Here is a 22777-nt window from a genome sequence, read left to right as displayed (position 1 = left end):
GAGAGACGGAAAGACGGCGGCGCGCGGCCCCGGCCGCGCCCACGGACGGAGAGACACGATCAGCATGGCCACGAGGAAGGGCGCGCAGCCGCCCGCGCCGCACGGTGCCGACAGCCACGACGTGATCCGCGTACACGGAGCGCGCGAGAACAACCTCAAGGACGTCAGCATCGAGATCCCCAAGCGCCGGCTGACGGTGTTCACCGGGGTCTCCGGCTCGGGCAAGAGCTCGCTGGTGTTCAACACGATCGCGGCCGAGTCGCAGCGGCTGATCAACGAGACGTACAGCACCTTCGTCCAGGGCTTCATGCCGACCCTCGCCCGGCCCGAGGTCGACGTCCTGGAGGGGCTGACGACGGTGATCACCGTCGACCAGCAGCGGATGGGCGCCGACCCGCGCTCCACAGTCGGCACCGCCACCGACGCCAACGCGATGCTGCGGATCCTGTTCAGCCGGCTCGGGAAGCCGCACATCGGTCCGCCCAGCGCCTACTCCTTCAACACGGCCTCGGTCCGGGCGAGCGGCGGGATCACCGTCGAGCGCGGGGCCGCGAAGACCAAGACGGTGAAGGCCACCTTCCAGCGCACCGGCGGCATGTGCACGCGCTGCGAGGGCCGGGGCTCGGTCACCGACATCGACCTCACCCAGCTCTACGACGACTCCAAGTCGCTGTCCGAGGGCGCGTTCACCATCCCCGGCTGGAAGTCGGACAGCCAGTGGACCGTGCAGCTGTACGCCCAGTCGGGCTTCGTCGACCCGGACAAGCCGATCCGCAGGTACACCAAGAAGGAGCTGCAGGCCTTCCTCTACGGAGAGCCGACGAAGATCAAGGTCAACGGCATCAACCTCACCTACGAGGGACTGATCCCCAAGATCCAGAAGTCGTTCCTGTCCAAGGACAAGGAGTCGATGCAGCCGCACATCCGGGCGTTCGTGGAGCGGGCGGTCACCTTCACCACCTGTCCCGAGTGCGACGGCACCCGGCTCAGCGAGGGCGCCCGGTCCTCGAAGATCAAGCGGATCAGCATCGCCGACGCCTGCGCGATGGAGATCCGGGACCTGGCCGAGTGGGTGCGCGGACTCAAGGAGCCGTCGGTGGCTCCGCTGCTCGAAGCGCTCCAGCGGACGCTGGACTCCTTCGTGGAGATCGGGCTCGGCTACCTCTCCCTGGACCGGCCGGCGGGCACGCTGTCGGGCGGCGAGGCGCAGCGCGTCAAGATGATCCGGCACCTCGGCTCCTCGCTCACCGATGTCACGTACGTCTTCGACGAGCCGACGATCGGTCTGCACCCGCACGACATCCAGCGGATGAACGACCTGCTGCTCCGGCTGCGGGACAAGGGCAACACGGTGCTGGTCGTGGAGCACAAGCCGGAGGCGATCGCGATCGCCGACCACGTCGTCGACCTCGGCCCCGGCGCCGGTACGGGCGGCGGCACCGTCTGCTTCGAGGGGACCGTCGAGGGGCTGCGGGCCGGGGACACGATCACCGGACGGCACCTGGACGACCGGGCCTCCCTCAAGGAGTCGGTGCGCACGGCCACCGGCGCGCTGGAGATCCGCGGCGCCACGGCGAACAACCTCCGGAACGTGAACGTCGACATCCCGCTGGGGGCGCTGGTGGTCATCACCGGCGTCGCGGGCTCGGGCAAGAGCTCCCTGGTCCACGGGTCGATCCCGGCGGGCGAGAGCGTCGTGTCGGTGGACCAGACCCCCATCCGCGGCTCGCGCCGCAGCAATCCGGCGACGTACACCGGTCTGCTCGACCCGATCCGCAAGGCCTTCGCCAAGGAGAACGGCGTCAAGCCCGCGCTGTTCAGCGCCAACTCCGAGGGCGCCTGCCCCACCTGCAACGGCGCCGGGGTCATCTACACGGACCTGGCGATGATGGCGGGCGTGGCCACGCCCTGCGAGGACTGCGAGGGCAAGCGGTTCCAGGCGGAGGTGCTCGAATACCGGCTCGGCGGGCGGGACATCAGCGAGGTCCTCGCGATGTCGGTGGAGGAGGCCGAGGAGTTCTTCGGCGAGGGCGAGGCGAAGACCCCGGCCGCGCACAAGATCCTCGAACGGCTCTCGGACGTCGGGCTCGGTTACCTCACCCTCGGCCAGCCGCTCACCACCCTGTCCGGCGGCGAGCGGCAGCGGCTGAAGCTCGCCACCCACATGGCCGACAAGGGCGGTGTCTACGTGCTCGACGAGCCGACCACCGGGCTCCACCTCGCGGACGTGGAGCAGTTGCTGGGACTGCTCGACCGGCTGGTCGACTCGGGCAAGTCGGTGATCGTCATCGAGCACCACCAGGCCGTGATGGCGCACGCCGACTGGATCATCGACCTCGGCCCCGGCGCCGGCCACGACGGCGGCAAGGTCGTCTTCGAGGGCACGCCCGCCAAGCTGGTCGCCGACCGCTCCACGCTCACCGGCGAGCACCTCGCGGCGTACGTCGGAGGCTGACCGGTCCCGTATCGCGCGAGAGCCCCGCCCCGGGGAAGGTTCCCGGGGCGGGGCTCTCGCGTGCGTGCGGCCGACGTCGCTATCGGCGGCTGCGGACCAGCAGGTAGAGGAAGTACGGCGTGCCGATGACGGCCGTCATCATGCCCGCGCCGAGCTGGCCCGGCGCGATCACCGTACGGCCCAACAGGTCGGCCGTGCAGACGAGTACGGCGCCGAGCAGGACCGCGACGGGGACCACGCGCGCGTGCCGGCGGCCGACGAGGGCGCGGGCAGCGTGCGGGGCGACCAGGCCGACGAAGCCGATGGTGCCGGCGGCGGCGACGGCGGTGGCGCTGAGCAGGACGCTCAGCACGAGGAAGCCGAGGCGGCCCCGGCCGAGGCTGATCCCGAGGAGCCGGGGGGTGTCCTCGTCGAGGGAGACGAGGTCGAGCTCCGTGCGCCGTGCGAACGCGGCCACCACGCCGACGGCGAGCACGAACGCGAGCGGCACGACGTCCGGCATGGTCCGCCCGTACGTCGATCCGGAGAGCCAGGTGAGGGCCTTGGTCGCGTTGAACGGGTCGGTGAGGACGATGAGCAGGCTGATCAGCGCGGCCGAGCCGGTGGCGACACCGAAGCCGACGAGGACGAGCCGGTTCTGCTGGAACCCGCCCCGCGCGGCGAGGCCGAAGACGATGACGGAGCTGACGGCGGCGCCCGCGAACGCGGCCCCCGCGACGCTCCAGGACGTGGCCAGCGGCACGGACGTGACGAGGAGGACCGCGCCGAGGGCGGCGCCGCCGGAGACACCGAGCGTCGCGGGCTCGGCGAGCGGGTTGCGGGTCACGGCCTGCACGAGCGTTCCGGCCAGGGCGAGGGCCGCGCCCGCGAGGAGCGCCGCGAGGACCCGGGGGACGCGCGTGTCGAGGACGAAGGAGACGGTCCGGCCCGCGTTGCCCTGCGCCCAGTTGACGACGTCGCCGAGGAGCAGCTTGCTGTCGCCGAGCAGCACGGCGGCGATCGTCACGCCCACCAGGGCGGCGACCAGCACGGTCGTGGTGGTGAGGAAGACGGCTCGGCTGCGGATGCGCAGCCGGTCGACCCCGGCGGCCCCCGCGGTGTCGCGGACCCGCGTCGCCATGACGATCAGGAAGACGGCGCCGACGAGGCTGGTGACCACGCCCGTCGGCACGGCGACGGCCGTGTCGGCCGGGATGACGGCGCGCAGCAGCACGTCCGAGCCGAGCACGAGGGCGGCACCGGCGAGTCCGGCGACGGGGAGCGCGCCCCGTGCCTTGGAGAAGGCGCGGAACCGGCGCACGAGGGGCCGCACGAGCGCGGGGGCGCACAGGCCGACGAAGCCGATCGGTCCGGCGAGCGTGACCGCCGCCGCCGAGAGCAGCGCGGCGAGCACGACGGCGGTGACGCGGGTGGCGCGGACGGGGACGCCGAGACCGCGGGCCGCGTCGTCGCCGAGGGCGAGGGCGTCGACCTTGCGGGAGACGAGCAGGAGTCCGACGAGGCCGATGAGGCCGATGGGCGCCATCTGCAGGACGCCGTCGAAGCCGTTCTGGGAGATGCTGCCCTGGTTCCAGGTGAACAGCCCTTCCGTCTCCTGCGGGAAGAGCAGCATCAGGCCTTCGGTGAAGGCGGTGAGGCCGAGGGTGAGGGCGCTGCCGGCGAGCACGAGCCGGACGGTGCCGGCGCCGAGGCCCGAGAGCCCGAGGACGACGGCGGCCGCCACGAGGCCGCCGACGAAGGCGACACCGGAGGAGGCGAGCAGCGGCAGCGAGAGCCCGCTCACGGAGACGAGCCCGAGGGCCAGGTACGAGCCCGCGTTCACGCTGAGCGTGTCGGGCGAGGCGAGGACGTTGCGGCTGACGGCCTGGAGGGCGGCGCCCGCCATGCCGAGGACGGCGCCGACGAGGAGTCCGGCGGCCATCCTGGGCAGGCGGGAGGCGATGACGACGGACGCGTCGGCCGGATCGGCCTGGCCCGTGAACGCCTTCCACACCTCGGAGGCGCCGACGGCGGCGGTCCCCTGGGTGATGTCGACGAGGGCGAGGCCCCCGACGAGGAGGAGCAGGAGGGCCGTCACCGCGGCCGCGCCCGACCGGGACGCGACAGCCGACGGAAGGGTGGCGGAGGAAGGTGCGGTGACGGCCATCGGGGTTACTTCGTCAGCGCCTTGACGACGGAGTCGACGTACTGGTTCATCGACTCGGGACCGCCGAACATCCAGATGCCGTCGGGCAGCCGGTGCACGTCGCCCTTCTTCACGAACGGCAGCGAGGTCCACACCTTGTCCTTGGCGAGGGCGCCCTCGAAGGGGTTGCTGCTCGGGTCGCCGTCGTTGCTGATGTGCGCGAACTGCACGCCCTCACCGAGCTGGGTGAGGCCCTCGACGTCGGTGGTGCCGAGGCCGTAGGCCGGGTCGCCCTTGACCGTCCAGGCGTTCTTCAGGCCGAGCTTCTCGTTGACGGCGCCGATCAGCGAACCGCTGGTGAACGGGCGGATGGAGACCTGGTTGGAGACCAGGTAGCCGTCGGCGAAGGCGTACTTGGCGCCGCCGAGACCGGCGTCGGCGAGGGCCTTCTTGCCCTCGGCGAGCTTCGCCTCGAAGCCCTTCTTGAGCTTGTCGGCCTGCTCGGTGGTGCCGGTGGCCTTGGCGATGGCGTCGAGGTTCTTCGTCATCCGGCCGATCGGGTCGGCGGCGTCGGCGGCCGTGAGGTTCAGGACCGGGGCGATCCCGCGCAGCTGCTTCACGGCGGCGGCCGGCAGGTCACTGGTGGCGACGATGAGGTCGGGCTTGAGCGCGGCGATCGTCTCCACGCTCGGCTCGCCCCGCGTGCCGATGTCCTTGGGGTCGTTCTTCAGCGGGACGGCGGTGTCCCAGGTCTTGTAGCCCTTGACGTCGGCGACGCCCACGGGGTCGACGCCGAGGGAGATCAGGGTCTCGACGACGTTCCACTCGGTGCCGACGACCTTCTTGGCGGGTCCGTCGAGCTCCACCTTGGCGCCGGTGTCGTCGGTGAGCGTGATCGGCTCGGCGGACTTCTTGGCGTCGTCCTTGGCGGGCTCGGTGGTGCCGCAGGCGGTCAGGGTGAGCGCCGCGGCGGTGGCGACCGCGGCGGTGAGGAGGAGGCGTCTCATGAGGTGGGGCTGAGCCTTTCGCTTCGCGTGTGGTGGCGGCCGATCGCGCGGGTGCGCAGGCGGCCTGTGGAAGGGTCGGTGTCGACGTCGATGCGGATGCCGTACGTGTCCGTCAGGCGCTCGGCGGTCAGGACGTCTTCGGGGCGGCCCTCGGCGATGATCCGTCCCGCCTGGAGCAGCACGACCCGGTCGGCGACGGCTGCCGCCTGGTCCAGGTCGTGCAGGACGACACCGACGGCGATGCCGTGGTCGTCGGCCAGGTCGCGGATCAGGTCGAGGAGTTCGATCTGGTAGCGCAGGTCGAGGTAGGTGGTGGGTTCGTCGAGGAGGAGCACGCCGGTCTCCTGGGCGAGGCAGCCCGCGAGCCAGACGCGCTGGAGCTGTCCTCCGGAGAGGTGCTCGGCGCCGCGGTCGGCGAACTCCTCGACGCCGGTCATGCGCAGCGCGCGGTCCACGGCGTCCTTGCCGCCCGGGTCCGCCTTGCCCCAGCGGCCCCGGTAGGGGTAGCGGCCGAACTCGACGACGTCCCGGACGGTCAGCCCGCTGGGCGTGGGGCGACCCTGCGTCAGCAGGGCGACGTACCGCGAGAACTCGCGGGGCGTCAGGGCGAGGCCGTCCGTGTCCGCGTCGAGGGTCAGGGCGGCGCTCCGGGGGCGCTGCAGGCGGGCGATCGTGCGCAGCAGCGTGGACTTGCCACTGCCGTTCGGGCCGACCAGGACGGTCACGTCGCCGGGCCGCAGCGTCACGGACGCGCCGTGCACGACATCGACACCGTCATAGGCGACGGTGACGTCCGTGGCCGACAGCGCATGACCGCGTACGGGCGTGGCCTGCGGGCTTTCTTCACCAACTCTCACGCCGCACAGGTTAGCCTAACCTAATTACGATGTGGACCAGGGGGTGGGGCTCCGGACCAGGAGCCAGAGCAACCTCGGTCAATTCCGTTCAACCCGCCCAACCCTCCGAACACTTTCGGAGCATTGCGGTCCTGGAGGGAGAACCGGCCGTCGTCGGCCGTCTGTGAGGCAAGGGCGCTTCCCGCGTCCGCTTCGGAACAGATGGAGAACGACTCAGATGACGCCGCCCTTCGAGTGGACCGGGCTCGCCCCGGCTTTGACGAGCGTGGTGATCCCCGGACTCGCCGCCGCCGTACACCTGGCCGTGCAGCTGTACCTGGACCGGCGGCGGCCCCGGGGAGGCACCGAGCGGCCCGCCGCCGACCAGCGGGACGCAGCAGGCTCCTCTCCGCGAGACCCCGGGCCCGCCGGGGCGGCCGCGCACGTCACCGTCGAGGTCGTGCTGGCCCCGGCCCCCGACCCGGCCGGCCGGCCGTCCTCGGCGAAGGAGCGCGCCCCGTGGTAGACGGCGAGACGAGGCAGGCACCGCGTGCGACGGACGGAGGGGTCGGACAGCGGCTGTACGACCACTACAGCGTGTTCATGGGCCGGGAGCCGCTCTTCCTACGCAGGCGGAGCGACGAGAAGCTCTCCCTCCAGGCCTGCCAGGACGTGGCACAGGAGGCGTTCCTGCGGGTGGCGCGCAAGGCCGCGAAAGGCGAACTCGACGAGAAGGTGAACGTCCCGGCCTACCTCCGGGCCGCCGCCTGGAACCTGGCCAGGGACCGGCTCCGCAGTGAGGGAAGACTGGAGCTCGCGGGCGACGGCCTGACCGTCTCCCTGCCCGAACAGCGCCAGGCGGTGGGCGAGTTCGACCCCCTGCGGGATCTCGTCCTGCCCGCCATCGACGCGATGCCGCAGAGCCGGCGGCGCCAGGTCGTACGGCTCCAGAGCCAAGGCCTCAGCGATGTGCAGATCGCGGCCTCGCTCGGCATGCGGACCGACCGACTCCACCGGGAGCGGCACAAGGCGGTGGCCGAACTGCGGGACGCGCTGGGCGCGTTCATCCGCGACGAGCACCGAAGGACGACACGATGCTTGAAGAAGGACAGGTGACGGTTGTGAGCCGCTTCAACGAGGTCAGCGGCGGCCGCCCGGCGCCGGACGTCCCGGCCGGGCTCGTGGAACTGATGAGCCGGCTCGCCGGGCCCCCGGACTTCTGGGACCGGCCCGACGGCGATCTCGGCCCGCTCGCCGAGTCCTACGGGACGGGCCGCGAGGAGCGCGGGCGTGCCAACTCGCTCTACCGGCTCGGGTCGAAGGCCCTCGGCCGGGACGAGCTGACGAGCGCCGCGCAGTGGCTGGGCGAGGCCGCGGCCGTCGGCCACCCCGGGGCGCTGTTCCGGCTCGCCGTGGTCGCGCTGCGGGCCGGTGGCCCGTGGACCGACGACGCCGGCTACCTGGTCGCCGAGGCGGCGCGGCACGGACACGGGGACGCGGCACGACTGCTCGCCGCGCTCGGGAACCGGCGCGCGGCGCCGGGCACGGCGACGCCCCTGGACGAGGACGCCGAGTTCTTCGAGGAGGTCCGCACGGGGCTCGGCGTACCCCAGCACCTGCTCTCCGCGCGGCTCCACCCCGAGCCGGAGACTCCCCCGGCAGAGACGGCCGACGGGGAGGCGACCGGGCAGCCACAGCTCTTCCTCGTACCGGCACCGCAGGTGCCCAGCGCCTACCGGCACCCGCCCGCGGACGCGGTCGGAGAGGACAGCGGGCGGCCACGGCTGACCGCACTGGCGGGCGGGCAGGAGTGCGGGCCCGCGCTCGGGCTGCCCGAACTCCCGGCCGAGAACTCCCCTCTGTTCCCGCCGCTCCAGGCGGCCGGGGCGGGTCGGCGCGGCGAGGAGCCGTGGTGGTCGGCGAACGCCCTGCGCCCGGCCGTTCTGCACGACATGGCCAGACGGCACCGCTCCCCCGCCGTGATCCCCGCCCGCTGGCAGGCCACCCAACGGGCCAGGGACCTGGTCCACGTCATCGTCGCGGCGGGAGGCACGGACACCCGTACCCTCGCGCAGCGCGCGGGCATGTCCCTCAATGCGACCGCGCTGCTCCTGGAGTGGCTCCGCGGCCAGGGCCTGGTCGTCACCGTGGCCGGCGTCCACCACCCCGGACCGGTCATGGAGCTGGTCACCGAGCCCGACCCCGACCGCCTGCTGCTCAAGCGGACGCTGGCCGGTCTGCGCGACGAACTCGACGCCGCCGTCTATCTCAGCAGCTACACGGACGGCGAGATCCGCATCCACGAGGCGGCGCACAGCGCGAGCGCCCCGCCGGTGGACGAGTGGGCTCCGTTCACCGACACCGGCCACGCCAGCGCCGTCGGAAAGAGTCTGCTGGCCCAGCTCGACTTCGACTCCCGCATGGACCACCTCAGCCGCTACCCCTCCATCCAGCTCACCGACCGCACGATCACCAACCCGCGCGCCCTGATCGAGACGCTCGACGGACACGGCCCGCACGCGGCCCAGTTCGACCTGCTCGAATACTCCCGGACCGAGGTGTGCGTCGCGTACTCGCTCGGGCTGCCGGGCCGGGCCACGAGCGTCGCCCTCTCCCTGCCCGCCCACCAGCACCCCCGTCTCCTGACCGCCGCCCACTCCCTGAGCCACCGCGCCACGGGGCTCCTCCTCGCCCAGCTCCTCAACGAGGACACCGCTCCGACGGCGGGCACCACGACACCGGAGCCACGCCGTGCCCTGCCCTGACGCGCTTCGCCTCCGGGCACGGGTGACGGGGGAACCCGCGCCCGGAGCGGCCGGGCGAGGGCCGGACCGGCGCCCGCCGTGCGACGCCGGGAGCGACGACCGGCGCGACGGCCCGAGCTCGCGGTCCAGGATCCTCACGGCGGCCCGGCCGGGGCTCGCGGATAGACTCTCCGCCCATGACGACCGCCCCACCGCACCGGGAGACCGGGCGGAGGCGGTCCCTCGGGCCACGGTTCCGGCGGTTGTGGGCGGCGTACGCCGTCAGTACGTACGGGACCTGGCTCGGGTTCGGCGCCTTTCCCCTGATCGCGGTCCTCGCACTGGACTCCGGGCCGGCTCAGGTGGCGGCGCTGGCAGCCGTCGGGCGGGCCGTGGGGGCCGTGCTGGCGGTGCCGCTCGGACCCTGGGTGGAGTTCCGCCGTAAGCGGCCCGTGATGGTGGCGATGGACCTCACCCGGTTCGCGGCGCTGGCGAGCGTGCCCGCGGCGTTCGCCCTCGGGTGGCTCGGCTTGGGCCAGCTGCTCGTCGTCTCCGTCGTGGTCGCCGCGGCCGACATCGCCTTCAGGGCGGCCTCCGGAGCCTGTCTGAAGGAGCTGGTGCCGCCGGAGGACCTGCTCGTCGCCAACGGCCGGTTCGAGTCCACGATGTGGAGCGCCAGCATGGTCGGGCCTCCGCTCGGAGGGGCCGCGATCGGCGTGTTCGGCCCGGTGACGACGGTCCTTGCCGACGCGGTCAGCCATCTGCTGTCGGCCCTCGGCATCCGCTCCATCGGCGGGACGGAGCCGAAGCCCCCGCGGCCGGCCGGGCCCCGCCTACGGGCGCGCGACCTCTTCGAGGGCTGGCGGCACATCCTCGGCCACCCCACACTCCGCCCGCTCTTCCTCCACACGATCGTGGTCAACGGCCTGATCATGGCGCCCGAGCCGCTGCTCGCCCTGCTCCTGCTGCGCGACCTCGGCTTCTCCCCCTGGCAGTACGGCCTCGTCTTCGCGGCGCCCTGCGTCGGCGGGCTCCTCGGCGCCCGCCTCGCGCCCCGGCTCGTGGCGCGGTACGGGCAGGGCGCGGTGCTCCGCTCGGCCGGGACGCTGCGCGTGATCTGGCCCCTGGGGCTGGCGTTCGTCCAGCCGGGCGTCCCCGGGATCGCGCTCGTGATCACCCTCCAGTTCGGCCTCGTGACCTGCTGCGCCCTGTTCAACCCGGTCCTGGCCACGTACCGGCTCCAGCACGCCGATCCCGCCCGGCTGGCCCGGACCCTGGCGGCCTGGTCGGTCAGCACCAGCGCCACGATCGCCGCCCTGACCGCCGGGTGGGGTCTCCTCGCCGCCGTCACCGGCCCCCGCGTCGCGATCGCGGCGGCCGGCGTCGCCCTCCTGGCCACACCCCTGCTGCTCCCCCGGCGGGAACCCGCGAAGACGCCCTGAGCCGGGGGCCGTGGCGCACCCGTGTCACCCGTAGGTGTCCGAAGCAGGTGTGACGGGGTGGTGCCCGGGGTTCACAATGCGAGCGTGCAGAGTTGGATGCAGCGCGGTACGGGCCCCTTCCTCGGGCGTGGCGACGAAGTCGTCGACCTCCTCGCCGTACTGGCGGATCACCGGCTGGTGACCCTGGTCGGGGTCGGCGGCGTCGGCAAGACCCGGCTGGCGGGGCGGGTGGCGGAGGAAGCGTCGGCCGGCATGTTCGAGACCGTGTACTGGGCTCCGTTGTGGCAGTTGAGCGACCTCGCGCTGTTCTCCGCCGTGGTCGCCGACGCGTGCGGGCTCGCCGACCACTCGGCGCGCGATCCACTGGACGCGCTGTGCGCGTGGATCGGGGCGCGCCGCGTGCTGCTGGTGCTCGACTCGTGCGAGCACCTGGTCGCCTCCTGCGCCGCGCTGGTGGCGGAACTCCTCGCGCGTTGCCCGGGTGTGGCCGTACTCGCCACGAGCCGCCAGCGGTTGGGCGGGCCGGAGGAGCGGGTCCATCGGGTGGAGCCGCTCGATCCGGACACCGACGGGCTGGCTCTCTTCACGGCCGGGGCGACCGCCGTCGGAGTGCGGTGGGACGGTCCGCGGGACGTGGTCGTGGCGGTCGAGATCTGCCGGCGCCTGGAGGGCATCCCGCTCGCCCTGTGCCTGGCCGCCGCCCAGCTCCCCCGGCAGCCGGTACGGGTCATGGCGCGGGCCCTGCGCGAGCGGCTGGCCCTCGCGGCACCGGAGGACGCGGGCGTACGACCGGAACGGCACCGGACCCTGCGGACGGCCATCGGGTGGAGTCACGAACTGTGCGAGCCGGTGGAGCGGTTGCTGTGGGCCCGGCTCTCGGTGTTCCGTGCCGAACCGACCCTGGCCGCCGTCGAGCGTGTGTGTGCCGGCGGGCCGCTGACCGCGGGGGCGCTGCCCGACGCGCTCGCCGGTCTCGAGCGGAAGAGTCTGGTCTCCGTGGTCGGCGGCCGGGTGCGGATGCTCGACACCGTCCGTGAGTACGGGGAGATGTGGCTGGGGCAGCTCGGCGAGAGCGACTCCGTGGCCGATCGGCACGCACGGTACTTCGGCGAGCTGGTGGCCCGGGCGGAGGCGGGCTGGTGGGGGCCGGGTCAGGCGGCGGGGTACGCGACGGTCGCGGCATCGCACGCCGACCTGTGCGCGGCGATGGAGCGACTGCTGCTCGTGGACCCGGAGGACGCGCTCCGCGTGGCGGGCGCTCTCGGGTTCTTCTGGGCCTGCTGCGGCAGGCTGCACGAGGCCGGGCACTTCCTGGGCGAACTCCTCCGGCTGGTCGACGCGCCGCACGAGGTCAGGGCGAAGGCCCTGTGGGCTCTGGGTGTGGTGCGCAGCCTGCAGGGGGACTACGAGGGGGCGGCGCGGCTCGGCCGGGAGGCTCGGGCCGCCGCGCTCGCCGCGGGCTCGGGCGCGCTGGTGGCGGACGCCGGCTATCTCCAGGGTCTTGTGATGCTGCTGCGTGGCCGCCCGCTCGCCGCCCTGCACATCGCGGACCGGGAGCTGGCGGCGGCCGCCGGCCCCGGCAGCGAGGCGGCTCTCGCTCGCTGCCGCCTCGTGCGGGTGTTCGGGCTGACGGGGTCGGGACACCTGGACCAGGCGCGTGCCGAGGCGGAGGCCCTGCGGATCAGGTCGGTGGCGATCGGCGAGCACTGGACGCGTTCGTACACGGAGTACCAGCTCGCGCTGATCGCCCTGTACGAGGACCGGCCCGACGCCGCCGCAGGACACGCGCGGGCGATGATCCGGGAGAAGCGGACGATCGGGGACGCCTTCGGGATCGCCCTCGGCCTGGACATCATGGCCGCGGCCCTGGCGGCGCGCGGTGACGGCGAGATCTCCGCGCAGGCCTTCGGCGCGGGCCAGTCCCTGTGGGAGACCGTGGGACACCCCCAGCGCGGCACGCCCGAACTCGCCTCCCTGAGGGCCCGGTCCCAGGCTTCGGCCCGGCAGGCGGCGGGCGACTTCGCGTACGACAAGGCGTACACCTGGGGCAGGCTCACGGACCCGGGGGCGACCGTGGAGACGGTCCTGGACCTGGACCGCTGACGCCGCCGTACCGATGCCCGGGAGTGCAGGTACCTGGGAGCGTCAGGGCCTGGGAGCGTCGGTGTGCGGACCCCGTAGAAACCCTGCCGTCGCGTCACGGTCGAGGAGCGGCCGAGCCGCACGCGTCAGGCCCAGCGGCAGGAAGCCGCTGGGCCTGACGTGGTGGGTCGCCCACGCGCTAGTCGACGAGCTCACGCTCCCGGCGCGGCGTCGTGACCCGAGCGGACGGGGCCGTGCCGGAGAGCTTCTCGCCCTCGACGTCGAGGTTCGGCAGGAGCCGGTCGAGCCAACGCGGCAGCCACCAGGCGCTCTTGCCGAGCAGGGCGAACAGGGCGGGCACGATCGTCATGCGGACCACGACGGCGTCGAAGAGCACCGCGGCCGCGAGACCGAAGCCGATCATCTTGATGAAGTCGTTGTCCTCCACGATGAAGCCGGAGAAGACGCTGATCATGATCGCGGCCGCCGCGGCGACCACCCGGCCGCCGTACCGGAAGCCGGTGACGACCGCTTCGGAGGGCCGTGCCCCGTGGACGTACGCCTCCCGCATACGGGTCACGAGGAACACCTCGTAGTCCATGGCCAGGCCGAAGACCACACCGATCATGAAGATCGGCATCGTGCTCATGATGGGGCTCGGCTGGTCGACGCCGAAGACATCGGCGAGCCAGCCCCACTGGAAGACCGCCACCACCGCGCCGAGCGCCGCCGTCACGGAGAGGAGGAAGCCCAGGGCGGCCTTGAGCGGGACGAGGATCGAGCGGAAGACGACCATCAGGAGCAGGAACGCCAGGCCGACGACCAGGGCGAGATAGGGCAGCAGCGCGTCGTTCAGGGTCTGCGAGAAGTCGATGAACATCGCGGTCTGGCCGGTGACCAGCACCTCCGCGCCGGTGTCGGCCCGGAAGGCGTCGGAGAGGCCGCGGATCGAGCGGACGAGGTCCTCGGTCGAGGCGTCGGTGGGGCCGGTGGCCGGGACGACGGTGAGGATCGCGGTGTCGCCCGCCTCGTTGGGCGTGGCCGGCGTGACGGCGGCGACGCCGTCCTGCTCGGCCAGCCGCTCGCCGACCGTCTTGGCGGCGGCGGCCGCGTCCTCGCCCTCCACGGTGATCATCAGCGGCCCGTTGAACCCGGCGCCGAAGGACTCCGAGAGCATGTCGTAGGCCTTGCGCTGGGTGGTGTCGGGGGCCATGGTGCCCTCGCCGGGCAGTCCGAGTTCCAGGTCGGCGGCGGGTACGGCGACCGCGCCGAGCCCGACGACGGCGACGAGCAGGACGGCGATGGGGTGGCGCAGTACGTAACTGGCCCAGCGGGAACCGAGGTTCGGCTTGCGGCGGGCGTCCTTCTCGGCCCGCGCGGCGGCCTTGCGCTGTCGGCGGGGGCTGAGCGGCTTGCCGGAGAAGCGCGCCCGGTCGCGGCGGGCCAGCACCTTGACGGGGGCGAAGGCGAGCAGGGCCGGTACGAGGGTGAGGGCGACGAGGACGGCGACGGCGACGGTGCCCGCGGCGGCGAGGCCCATCTTGGTGAGCATCGGGATGTTCACGACGGCCAGGCCGGCGAGGGCCACGATGACGGTGAGTCCGGCGAAGACGACCGCGGAGCCCGCGGTGCCGACCGCCCGCCCGGCGGCGTCGGCGCGGTCGCGCCCCTCGGTGAACTCGGCGCGGTAACGGGAGACGATGAACAGGGCGTAGTCGATGCCGACGGCGAGGCCGAGCATCATCGCCAGGGTCGAGGTGGTGCTGGACAGGCCGAGGGTGGAGCCGAGCGCCGTGATCGCGGAGATGCCGACGCCGACGCCGATGAGGGCGGTGAGCAGGGGCATTCCGGCGGCGATCACCGAACCGAAGGTGAGGACGAGGACGACCGCGGAGACCAGGATGCCGATCTTCTCGCCGGTGCCGCTCATCGCGGCCTCGATCTTCACCGCGTCGCCGCCCGCCTCCGCGGACAGGCCGCCGGCGCGCGCCTCGGCCAGGGCGTCGTCGAGCGCGTCGTGCGCCTTGTCGCCGACCTCGGCGGCGGAGACCTTGTAGGTGGCGATGGCGTAGGCGGTGGTGCCGTCCTCGCTCACCGCCCGCGTCGCGAAGGGGTCGCTCACCGAGGCGACCTGCGGGGACTCCTTCAACTGCGTGACCAGAGCGGCGACCTGGTCCTTGTGCGCGGGGTCGGAGATCTTCCCGCCGTCCGGTGCGCGGACCACGATGCGCGCGCTCGCGCCGTCGGCGCTCGCGGCCGGGAACTTCTCCTCCAGGAGGTCGAACGCCCGCTGCGACTCCGTGCCCGGCATGGAGAAGGTGTCGGCGGGCGGCGGCGGCGCGGAGGAGGCGGCGACGCCCGCGCCGCAGAAGATCACCACCCACAGCAGGAGCATCAGCCAGCGGCGCCTGAAGGCGAGACGGCCGAGTTTGTAGAGGAAGGTAGCCACGGCTGGGACTCCTGTCGGTGGTCCGGAGAGTACGGAGCGGAAAGCGGCACGAACGCGGTACGAGAGCGGTGCGCGAGCGGTACGAGAGCAGTACGAGAGCGGTGCACGAACCGCGCGAGAGCGGTACGCGAGCGCAACGAATCAGGCCGAGCGGGATGCGGTGACACACGAGGGCCGCATCAGGCATGGCGCCAGGTAGGCTCCCCGATGGCGCCACGCTTGCCGCTGGAGTGGTGCCACCATGACATCACCACGCCGCCACCGCAAGCCACTTCCTGACCCCCTCACACCCGACCCACGCCGGAAAGGCATAGAAACAGCAGGTCAGATCGGTGGGCACCACGAACAATCCCGCATGGCTCGCCATAGCGCCACGAGTGTGCCATCATGGCGTCATGGACCTCACCCCCTACGTCGACAACCTCCGGCACGAACTCGCCATCGCGGCGGACGCCGGCGGCGAAGAAGCCCGGGCCCTGGCCGAGCGGCTGACCGCACCCTTGGAGTCCGCCACCCGGCTGACCCTGCTCAACGCGCTGTCCGCGGCCATGGGTGAGGTCACTCGCGAGCTGGCACCCGGCTCGGTCGACGTACGGCTGCGTGGACTCGACCCCGAGTTCGTCGTGACGCCGCCGCCCGCACCCGAGCCGTTCCAGGAGGCCCAGGCACCCGTCACGGCCCCCGTCGCGTCCGCGCCCCTCCAGGCGGTCCCGGAGGCCGACGACGGCGCCATGGCGCGGATCAACTTCCGCCTCCCGGCCCACCTCAAGGCGCGCGCCGAGAGCGCAGCGACGGCGGAAGGCCTGTCGGTGAACGCCTGGCTGGTGCGGGCCGTGTCCACGGCCCTCGACGGCCGGGAGCAGCTGAACCCGCCGGGCCGCGGCAAGGACTCGGGCGGCCGGGGCTTCACCGGCTGGGTCCGGTAGGACGCCGGGGTCGCACCCGACCCCGGCCGACCTCACCGGCGGGCCACCGGCCCGCCGACGTCACTCGTCACCCGCCCCACCGGCGGGATCACCCACCCGAACCAAGAGGACGGAACAGTCATGCCTACGTACGAGACCCCTGAGCCGATCTCCGCCGTCCTCGAACTGGACGCCGGCACCGCCCGGATCACCGCGGGCAAGCGCACGGACACGGTCGTGGAGGTGCTGCCCCGCGACGGCTCGGAGGACAACGACGTGCGCGCCGTGCAGCAGACCCAGGTCACCTTCTCGGGCGGCCGGCTGACGGTGAAGACGCCCAAGAAGCGCTCCCCGTGGGGGAAGCCCGGCGCCGTCGAGGTGACCATCGAACTGCCGGCCGGTTCGGACGTCCGGGGCTCCACGGGCATGGGCGGCTTCCACTGCGAGGGCCGCCTCGGCGTGACGGTCCTGAAGACGGGCCTCGGCGACCTCCAGCTCGACGAGGTGGCGAGCGCCGACCTGAGGACCGACACCGGCCACATCCGACTGGCCCGCTCCACCGGGAACGTCGAGGTCGTCGGCGCGGGCCGGATCGAGATCGACACGGTCGCCGGCGCGGCGAGCGTCAAGAATGCCAACGGCTCCACCTCCATCGGCGAGGTCACCGGCGACCTCAAGACCAACGCGGCCAACGGAGACATCTCCGTCCGCGTCGTGCACGGCAACGCCGCCGCCAAGTCCGCCAACGGCCGGATCGAGATCGGCGTCGCCCACGCGGGCGTCGAGGCGTCCTGCGCCAACGGCGGCATCCGGGTCGGCGACGTCACGCGCGGCCGGATCGACCTGCGCACCAGCGTCGGCGACCTGGAGGTCGGCATCCACGAGGGCACCGCCGCCTGGCTCGACCTGACCCCGAAGTACGGGACGGTGCGCAACGCTCTCGGCTCCGCGACCGGCCCCGCCGCCTCCGACGAGACCGTCGAGGTGCACGCGAGGACCGGGGCCGGCGACATCGTCATCACCCGCGCCTGACCTACGTACACCCTCCCGCGCATCCCCCTGACGGACCCTGACTCTCCCTCAACCGGCGCCCCTCTGGCGCCCGTTCGACCCCCCGGGGCGCTCCGAGCCCCTCCCGAGCAGCTTCCGAGCCACGCGCGAGCCCTCTCGATTCCCGCATGAGCCTGTCGAGAGGCCTTCGCGATCCCTCCCGAGCGCACCTGAGCCCTCTCGAGCCCCGCCTGCTCCCGCCGAGCCTCCACCCGACTCCCCACGGGCCCCATGAGCCCCGTGAGCCCCGTGAGCACTGTGAGCCCGTGACCTCCATCGAGTCACCACGGACGCCCTGAGCCCCGTCGAGTCACCCCGGACTCCCTCGTAGCCCCGTCGAGTCACCCCGGACTCCCTCGGAGTCCCGTCGATTCCCTCCCGACTTCCTCTCGGCTCCCTTCTCTGTCTCCCTTCCGCCTCCCCTCCGTCTCCGCTCTGTCCTCTCCCTGCCCCCTCCCGACGCTTTTGTTCGCCTTTGCAGCTCCTCGTCCTCAAAAGCCCCCGAAAGGAAGCGGTATGACGACCACCCGGACAACCGCGCCCCTCGCCACGCACACGGCGGAGGCGGCGATCACCGTCACCGGGCTGCGCAAGTCCTACGGCGACAAGGTCGTGCTCGACGGCATCGACCTGAACATCGCCGAAGGCACCGTGTTCGCCCTGCTCGGGCCGAACGGCGCCGGCAAGACCACCACGGTGGAGATCCTGTCCACGCTCATCGACGCGGACGCGGGCGAGGCCTGGGTCGCGGGCCGTCATCTGACCCGGGCCGCCGACGCGGTGCGCTCGGCGATCGGCGTCACCGGCCAGTTCTCGGCCGTCGACAACCTGCTGACCGCCGAGGAGAACCTGCTCCTCATGGCGGATCTGCACCACCTCGACCGCCGCGAAGGCGCGTTCAGGGCCAAGGACCTCCTGCGGCGATTCGAACTGTCCGAGGTGGCGGGCAAGACCGCCGTCACCTTCTCCGGGGGCATGCGGCGCAAGCTCGACCTGGCGATGACCCTGGTCGGCGACCCGCGGATCATCTTCCTCGACGAGCCCACCACCGGCCTCGACCCACGCAGCCGCCGCACCATGTGGGAGATCATCCGCCGACTCGTGGCCGACGAGGGCGTGACCATCTTCCTGACCACCCAGTACCTCGAAGAGGCAGACCAACTCGCCGACCGGATCGCGGTGTTGGACCACGGCAGGCTGATCGCCGAGGGTACGCCCGACGAACTGAAGCAGCTCATCCCCGGCGGCCACATCAAGGTGCGGTTCGCCGACGCCCAGAGCCTCGACACCGCCGCCGGGATCTTCTCCGTCGCGACCCGCGACGACGAGTCCCTGACGCTCCAGATCCCCAGCGACGGCTCCATCCCGAACCTGCGTGCCGTCCTGGACACCCTGGAGGCCACCGCGGTCGAAGCCCAGTCGCTCACCGTCCACACCCCGGACCTCGACGACGTCTTCCTGACCCTCACCGGCCGGCCCCGCCCGGCCACCACCGGAGCCGCCGTCACCGGAGCCACCACCGCATCGACCGAGGAGACCGTCTGATGGCCACCATGTCCTACGCCGCCAGGGACGCCAGGACGATGCTGCGGCGGAACCTCAAGAAGGCGATGCGCTACCCGTCGCTGACGCTCATGGTCGCCTTCATGCCGATCATGATGCTGCTCCTCTTCAACTACGCCTTCGGCAGCGCCCTCGGCGCCGGCATCAGCGCCCTGCCCACCGGCAGCGGCGAGTACATCGACTACCTGGCGCCCGGCATCATCCTGATGGCCGCCACGTCCGGCGCCCTCACCACGGCGATCAGCGTGTGCGTCGACAAGACCGAGGGCATCGTCAACCGCTTCCGTACGATGCCGATCTCGCACGCCTCCTTCCTGACCGGCCATGTCGTGGGCAGCGTGATCCAGACGATGGCCGGCATCGTGCTCGTCATCGGCGTCGCGCTCCTGCTGGGCTTCCGCCCGAACGCGACCTTCGCCGAGTGGATCGCCGCCGCCGGCCTGCTGACCCTGCTCACTCTCGCGCTCACCTGGCTCTCCGCCGCCATCGGCCTGGTCGCCAAGACCGTGGAGAGCGCGAGCAACATCCCGATGCCGCTGACGTTCCTGCCGTTCATCGGCAGCGCCATCGTGCCGACCGACTCGATGCCCACCAGCCTGCGCTGGTTCGCCGAGTACCAGCCCTTCACCCCGATCATCGAGACCCTGCGCGGCCTGTGGCTCGGAACCGAGATCGGCTCCAGCGCGGTCATCGGCCTCGCCTGGACCCTGGGCCTCTCCCTGGTCGGCCACCTGTGGGCGCGACGCGCCTTCAGGACCGGCGGCAAGCGCTGACCACGCGCCCCACACCCACCACCGTCCCAGCACGTCCGACGATCGCAGGAGGACCCATGTCGAACGACCCGACCCCGAACGACCCGACTCCGAACGACCTGACCGCTGACGAACTGCCCAACCTGCCCACCGACCGACGCTCCGGCTGCCCCTTCGACCCGCCGGCCGGACTCACCGCCCTGAGCGACCGGCCGATCCGCCGCATGCGGTACGCGGACGGACACATCGGCTGGCTCGTCACCGGCCACACCGCGGCCCGCGCGATCCTGGCCGACCCGCGCTTCAGCTCGCGCTACGAGCTCATGCACATGCCGATACCGATGGAGGGCGCGCCGGAACAGCTGCCGCCGGCGCAGGTCGGCGACATCATCGGCCTCGACGCCCCGGAGCACACCCGCTACCGGCGGCTCCTGACCGGGAAGTTCACCGTCCGCAGGATGCGCCGACTGACCGAGCGCGTGGAGCAGTTCACCGCCGAGCGCCTGGACGCCATGGAACAGGCAGGCCCCGGGGTCGATCTGGTCGAGGCGTTCGCACACCCCGTGCCCGCGCTCATGATCTGCGAGCTGCTCGGCGTGCCGTACGCCGACCGGGATCGTTTCCAGGGCCATGTGGCGACGATCTTCGACCAGACGGCGGGTCCCGAGGCCATGGGAGAGGCGTACACGGCGCTGATCCAGTACCTGAACGAACTGGTCCTCGCCAAGCGCGCCGAACCGACCGACGACCTGCTGAGCGATCTCACCACGTCCGACCTCACCGACGAGGAACTGGCTGGAATCGGCGGGCTGCTGCTCGCCGCCGGGCTCGACACCACCGCGAACATGCTGGGCCTCGGCACCTTCGCCCTGCTCAGCAACCCGGACCAGCTCGCGGCGCTGCGCGCCGACCCGGGCCTCGCCGAGCAGGCCGTGGAGGAGCTGCTGCGCTACCTCAGCGTGGCCGACCCGCTGCCGCGCTCCGCCCTGGAGGACGTCGAGGTGGCGGGCGAACTCATCAGGGCGGGCGAGACGGTGACCGTCTCCGTCCAGGGCACCAACCGCGACCCGCACAGGTTCCCCGAGCCCGACCGGCTCGACATCCACCGCAAGGCCACCGGCCACCTGTCCTTCGGCCACGGCGCCCACCAGTGCCTGGGCCAGCAGCTGGCCCGTGTCGAGATGACGGTGGCGTTCCCGGCGCTCCTCGCCCGCTTCCCCACCCTGCGCCTCGCCGTGCCGCCGGAGGAGGTGCCCCTGCGCGACCGCTCCAACATCTACGGTGTCGTCAGCCTGCCCGTCACCTGGGACAAGGAGTAGCCCCATGACCGACCCCCGAGAGGCGCTGCACCTCAGCGTCGACCGCGACCGGTGCGCCGGCGCCGGCATGTGCGCCCTGACGGCGCCCGAGGTCTTCGACCAGGACGACGACGAGGGCCTGGTCGTCCTTCTCCACCCGGATCCGGCCCCCGCGCAACGGGCCGCCGCCCGGATGGCCGTCGGCCTCTGCCCCGCCGAAGCCATCACCCTCACCGCCCGGGCCGGCGGGGACGCGTAGCCACTGCGCCCCTCCCCCGGACCGTGAGCCCGGACCGTGAGCCCGCACCGTACGCCGGTGCGGGCTCACGTGTCCCGGCCCCGCCCCCTGGGCATCAAGGTGCGTGACCGGGGGCGAGGACGACACCGAGCGCGTCTTCGCCGCGTTCCACACCACCGACGAGGACACCGCATGACCCAGCCACGCATGTCGGCCGCTCCCCGCAGGGCCATGTGGCCGCTGTACGCGGCCGGTTTCACCACGGCGTTCGGCGCGCACGGCATCGCCGCGAACCTCGGCGGCTTCTCCGAGGACGCCGTCACCTCCCTCCTCGTCCTGGGCGGCCTGCTCGCCCTCTACGACGGCGCCGAGGTGCTCCTCAAGCCCGTCTTCGGCTCGCTCGCCGACCGGATCGGCGGCAAGCCCGTGCTCCTCGGCGGCCTGATCGCCTTCGCCGCGGCCTCGGCGCTGTACGCGATCGCCGACAGCCCCGGCTGGCTGTGGGCGGCTCGCCTCGGACAGGGCGCCGCGGCCTCGGCGTTCTCCCCGTCCGCCTCGGCCCTGGTCGCCCGGCTCAACCCGGCCGCCGAGCGCGGGCGCGCCTTCGGTTCCTACGGCTTCTACAAGTCCATCGGCTACACCCTCGGCCCGCTCCTCGGCGGCGTCCTCGTCTGGGCCGGCGGCCTGCGCCTGCTGTTCACGGTGATGGCCGTGTGCGCGGCAGGTGTGGCCCTGTGGGCGGCGCTCGCCGTGCCCGTCGTGCCTCCGTTGCCGCGCAAGCGCCAGACGGTCGCCGACCTCGCGCGGCGGCTGGCGGACCGTTCCTTCCTCGCGCCCACCGCCTGCCTCGCCGCCGCCACCGCCGCGCTCTCCGTCGGTGTCGGCTTCCTGCCGGTCTCGGGCGCCGCCGCCGGACTCGGCACCGTCGCGACCGGGGCCGCGGTCTCCGTGCTGGCCGCGACCGCCGCCGTCGTACAGCCCAAGGCCGGCCGCGCGCTGGACAGCGGGCGTCTGACCACCCGTACCGGTCTGCTCACCGGACTCCTCGTCACGGCGGCGGGCCTCGCGGCCGCGATGCTGCCCGGCCTCGCCGGCGTCCTGATCGCCTCCGCTCTCATCGGCACCGGCACCGGTCTGATCACCCCGCTCGGCTTCGCCGCCCTGGCCGCCGCGACCCCGGAGGAACGCATGGGCCAGACCATGGGATCGGCCGAACTGGGCCGCGAACTCGGCGACGCGGGCGGACCGCTGCTCGTCGCGGCGGTCGCCACGGTCGCCGGTCTCACCTACGGGTACGCCGCCCTCGCCGCCCTCCTGGCGGCAGGCGCGCTCCTCGCCCTCGCGGGCCGCCGCGGCCGGACCACACCGGCGGCGGCACCGAGCAGTCCCGCCTGACCACCACGCCACAGCCCACCACAGCCCGCCGGGCGTCACGCGGGCCGGTGCTCCCCTCCGGTGCTCCCGTCGCTTCCCAAAGCCGCCGAGAGCACCGGATGTTCGGATATTCGGTGGGGCCGCGTTCATGCCGTCAGGCACAATGCCCGCGATGATCTCCACCGCCGACGAGCTGCTCGTCGTACTCGATCCCCTGCCGCACGCCGCCCGCCTCCGGTACACCGCCGTCACCGCCCGTCGGCTCGCCGACCGAGGCGCGCTCCAGCCGCTGCTCGCCGCACTGGACGGGCTCGGACCGTACGAGCGGCGGCTCGCCGCCCTCGCGGCGCTGGCCGCCGGGGAACTCGGGCACCTCGCGGCCCGGCTCGGCGACCCCGACCCGGTGGTCCGGCGGTACGCGCTGCGCGGCGCGCGGCGGACACCCGTCCCGGGCACC

General features: G+C 72.8%; 17 protein-coding genes and 1 pseudogene. 14 read left to right on the top strand and 4 right to left on the bottom strand.

Translation table 11 applies throughout. From position 1 onward, the window contains the following. Nucleotides 1–64: 64 nt before the first annotated feature. Nucleotides 65–2455: an excinuclease ABC subunit UvrA gene (locus tag AB0E14_RS33340; RefSeq protein ID WP_362426952.1), complete on the top strand. Its 2391-nt coding sequence runs from the start codon at nt 65–67 to the stop codon at nt 2453–2455. Between the two features lie 79 nt (nt 2456–2534). Here AB0E14_RS33340 and AB0E14_RS33335 read toward each other — a convergent pair whose 3' ends face one another. From AB0E14_RS33335 to AB0E14_RS33325, 3 genes are read right to left on the bottom strand one after another with little or no spacing between them, the layout of a single operon-like run. Beyond that, the gene (locus AB0E14_RS33335; RefSeq protein WP_362426949.1) at nt 2535–4601 is read right to left on the bottom strand and encodes an iron ABC transporter permease; all 2067 of its coding nucleotides are present in this window, start codon (nt 4599–4601) and stop codon (nt 2535–2537) included. A gap of 5 nt (nt 4602–4606) precedes the next feature. Next, the gene (locus AB0E14_RS33330; RefSeq protein WP_362426946.1) at nt 4607–5587 is read right to left on the bottom strand and encodes an iron-siderophore ABC transporter substrate-binding protein; all 981 of its coding nucleotides are present in this window, start codon (nt 5585–5587) and stop codon (nt 4607–4609) included. Further along, on the bottom strand, nt 5584–6444 hold the full coding sequence (locus tag AB0E14_RS33325) for an ABC transporter ATP-binding protein (RefSeq protein WP_362426943.1): 861 nt from the start codon (nt 6442–6444) through the stop codon (nt 5584–5586). Before AB0E14_RS33325 ends, AB0E14_RS33330 begins: the two co-directional genes overlap by 4 nt. Nucleotides 6445–6661: 217 nt before the next feature. On the opposite strand from AB0E14_RS33325, the gene AB0E14_RS33320 reads away from it, so the two are divergent. From AB0E14_RS33320 to AB0E14_RS33300, 5 genes are all read left to right on the top strand, one after another. After that, nucleotides 6662–6949 (top strand): hypothetical protein, encoded by a 288-nt coding sequence (locus tag AB0E14_RS33320; RefSeq protein WP_362426940.1) that lies wholly within the window; start codon nt 6662–6664, stop codon nt 6947–6949. Next, complete coding sequence (locus AB0E14_RS33315) at nt 6943–7539, top strand: sigma-70 family RNA polymerase sigma factor (protein ID WP_362426937.1); 597 nt, start codon at nt 6943–6945, stop codon at nt 7537–7539. The genes AB0E14_RS33320 and AB0E14_RS33315 overlap by 7 nt, the downstream gene beginning before the upstream one ends. Next, a complete protein-coding gene (locus AB0E14_RS33310; protein ID WP_362426934.1) occupies nt 7536–9188 on the top strand; it encodes an IclR family transcriptional regulator C-terminal domain-containing protein in 1653 nt (550 codons plus the stop codon). Before AB0E14_RS33315 ends, AB0E14_RS33310 begins: the two co-directional genes overlap by 4 nt. 176 nt (nt 9189–9364) lie before the next feature. Next, on the top strand, nt 9365–10609 hold the full coding sequence (locus tag AB0E14_RS33305) for an MFS transporter (RefSeq protein WP_362426931.1): 1245 nt from the start codon (nt 9365–9367) through the stop codon (nt 10607–10609). 84 nt (nt 10610–10693) lie between these two features. Then, on the top strand, nt 10694–12712 hold the full coding sequence (locus AB0E14_RS33300; RefSeq protein WP_362426929.1) for an NB-ARC domain-containing protein: 2019 nt from the start codon (nt 10694–10696) through the stop codon (nt 12710–12712). Nucleotides 12713–12890: 178 nt separating this feature from the next. Here the strand turns inward: AB0E14_RS33300 and AB0E14_RS33295 are convergent, their stop codons facing one another. Further along, nucleotides 12891–15140 (bottom strand): MMPL family transporter, encoded by a 2250-nt coding sequence (locus AB0E14_RS33295; RefSeq protein WP_362426926.1) that lies wholly within the window; start codon nt 15138–15140, stop codon nt 12891–12893. 395 nt (nt 15141–15535) lie between these two features. Between AB0E14_RS33295 and AB0E14_RS33290 the strand changes: the two genes are divergently transcribed. The 8 genes and pseudogenes from AB0E14_RS33290 to AB0E14_RS33255 form a co-directional block, all read left to right on the top strand. After that, entirely contained in the window at nt 15536–16066 is a 531-nt protein-coding gene (locus AB0E14_RS33290; protein ID WP_362426923.1) for a toxin-antitoxin system HicB family antitoxin, read from the top strand. 120 nt (nt 16067–16186) lie between these two features. Further along, complete coding sequence (locus AB0E14_RS33285) at nt 16187–17077, top strand: DUF4097 family beta strand repeat-containing protein (protein WP_362426920.1); 891 nt, start codon at nt 16187–16189, stop codon at nt 17075–17077. A 534-nt stretch (nt 17078–17611) separates the two neighbouring features. After that, entirely contained in the window at nt 17612–18640 is a 1029-nt protein-coding gene (locus AB0E14_RS33280) for an ATP-binding cassette domain-containing protein (protein WP_362426917.1), read from the top strand. Further along, nucleotides 18640–19431 (top strand): ABC transporter permease, encoded by a 792-nt coding sequence (locus AB0E14_RS33275; RefSeq protein ID WP_362426914.1) that lies wholly within the window; start codon nt 18640–18642, stop codon nt 19429–19431. Before AB0E14_RS33280 ends, AB0E14_RS33275 begins: the two co-directional genes overlap by 1 nt. A 56-nt stretch (nt 19432–19487) precedes the next feature. Continuing rightward, on the top strand, nt 19488–20729 hold the full coding sequence (locus AB0E14_RS33270) for a cytochrome P450 (RefSeq protein ID WP_362426911.1): 1242 nt from the start codon (nt 19488–19490) through the stop codon (nt 20727–20729). Nucleotides 20730–20733: 4 nt separating this feature from the next. Next, nucleotides 20734–20967 (top strand): ferredoxin, encoded by a 234-nt coding sequence (locus AB0E14_RS33265; protein ID WP_362426908.1) that lies wholly within the window; start codon nt 20734–20736, stop codon nt 20965–20967. 171 nt (nt 20968–21138) lie between these two features. Then, nucleotides 21139–22341 (top strand): MFS transporter, encoded by a 1203-nt coding sequence (locus AB0E14_RS33260; protein WP_362426905.1) that lies wholly within the window; start codon nt 21139–21141, stop codon nt 22339–22341. Between the two features lie 151 nt (nt 22342–22492). Continuing rightward, nucleotides 22493–22777 (top strand): annotated as a pseudogene (locus AB0E14_RS33255) (hypothetical protein); the annotation flags it as partial.

The organism is Streptomyces sp. NPDC047981 (genome assembly GCF_040653315.1).
Classification (GTDB): domain Bacteria; phylum Actinomycetota; class Actinomycetes; order Streptomycetales; family Streptomycetaceae; genus Streptomyces.
This window is presented reverse-complemented; position numbering and strand designations above follow the sequence as displayed.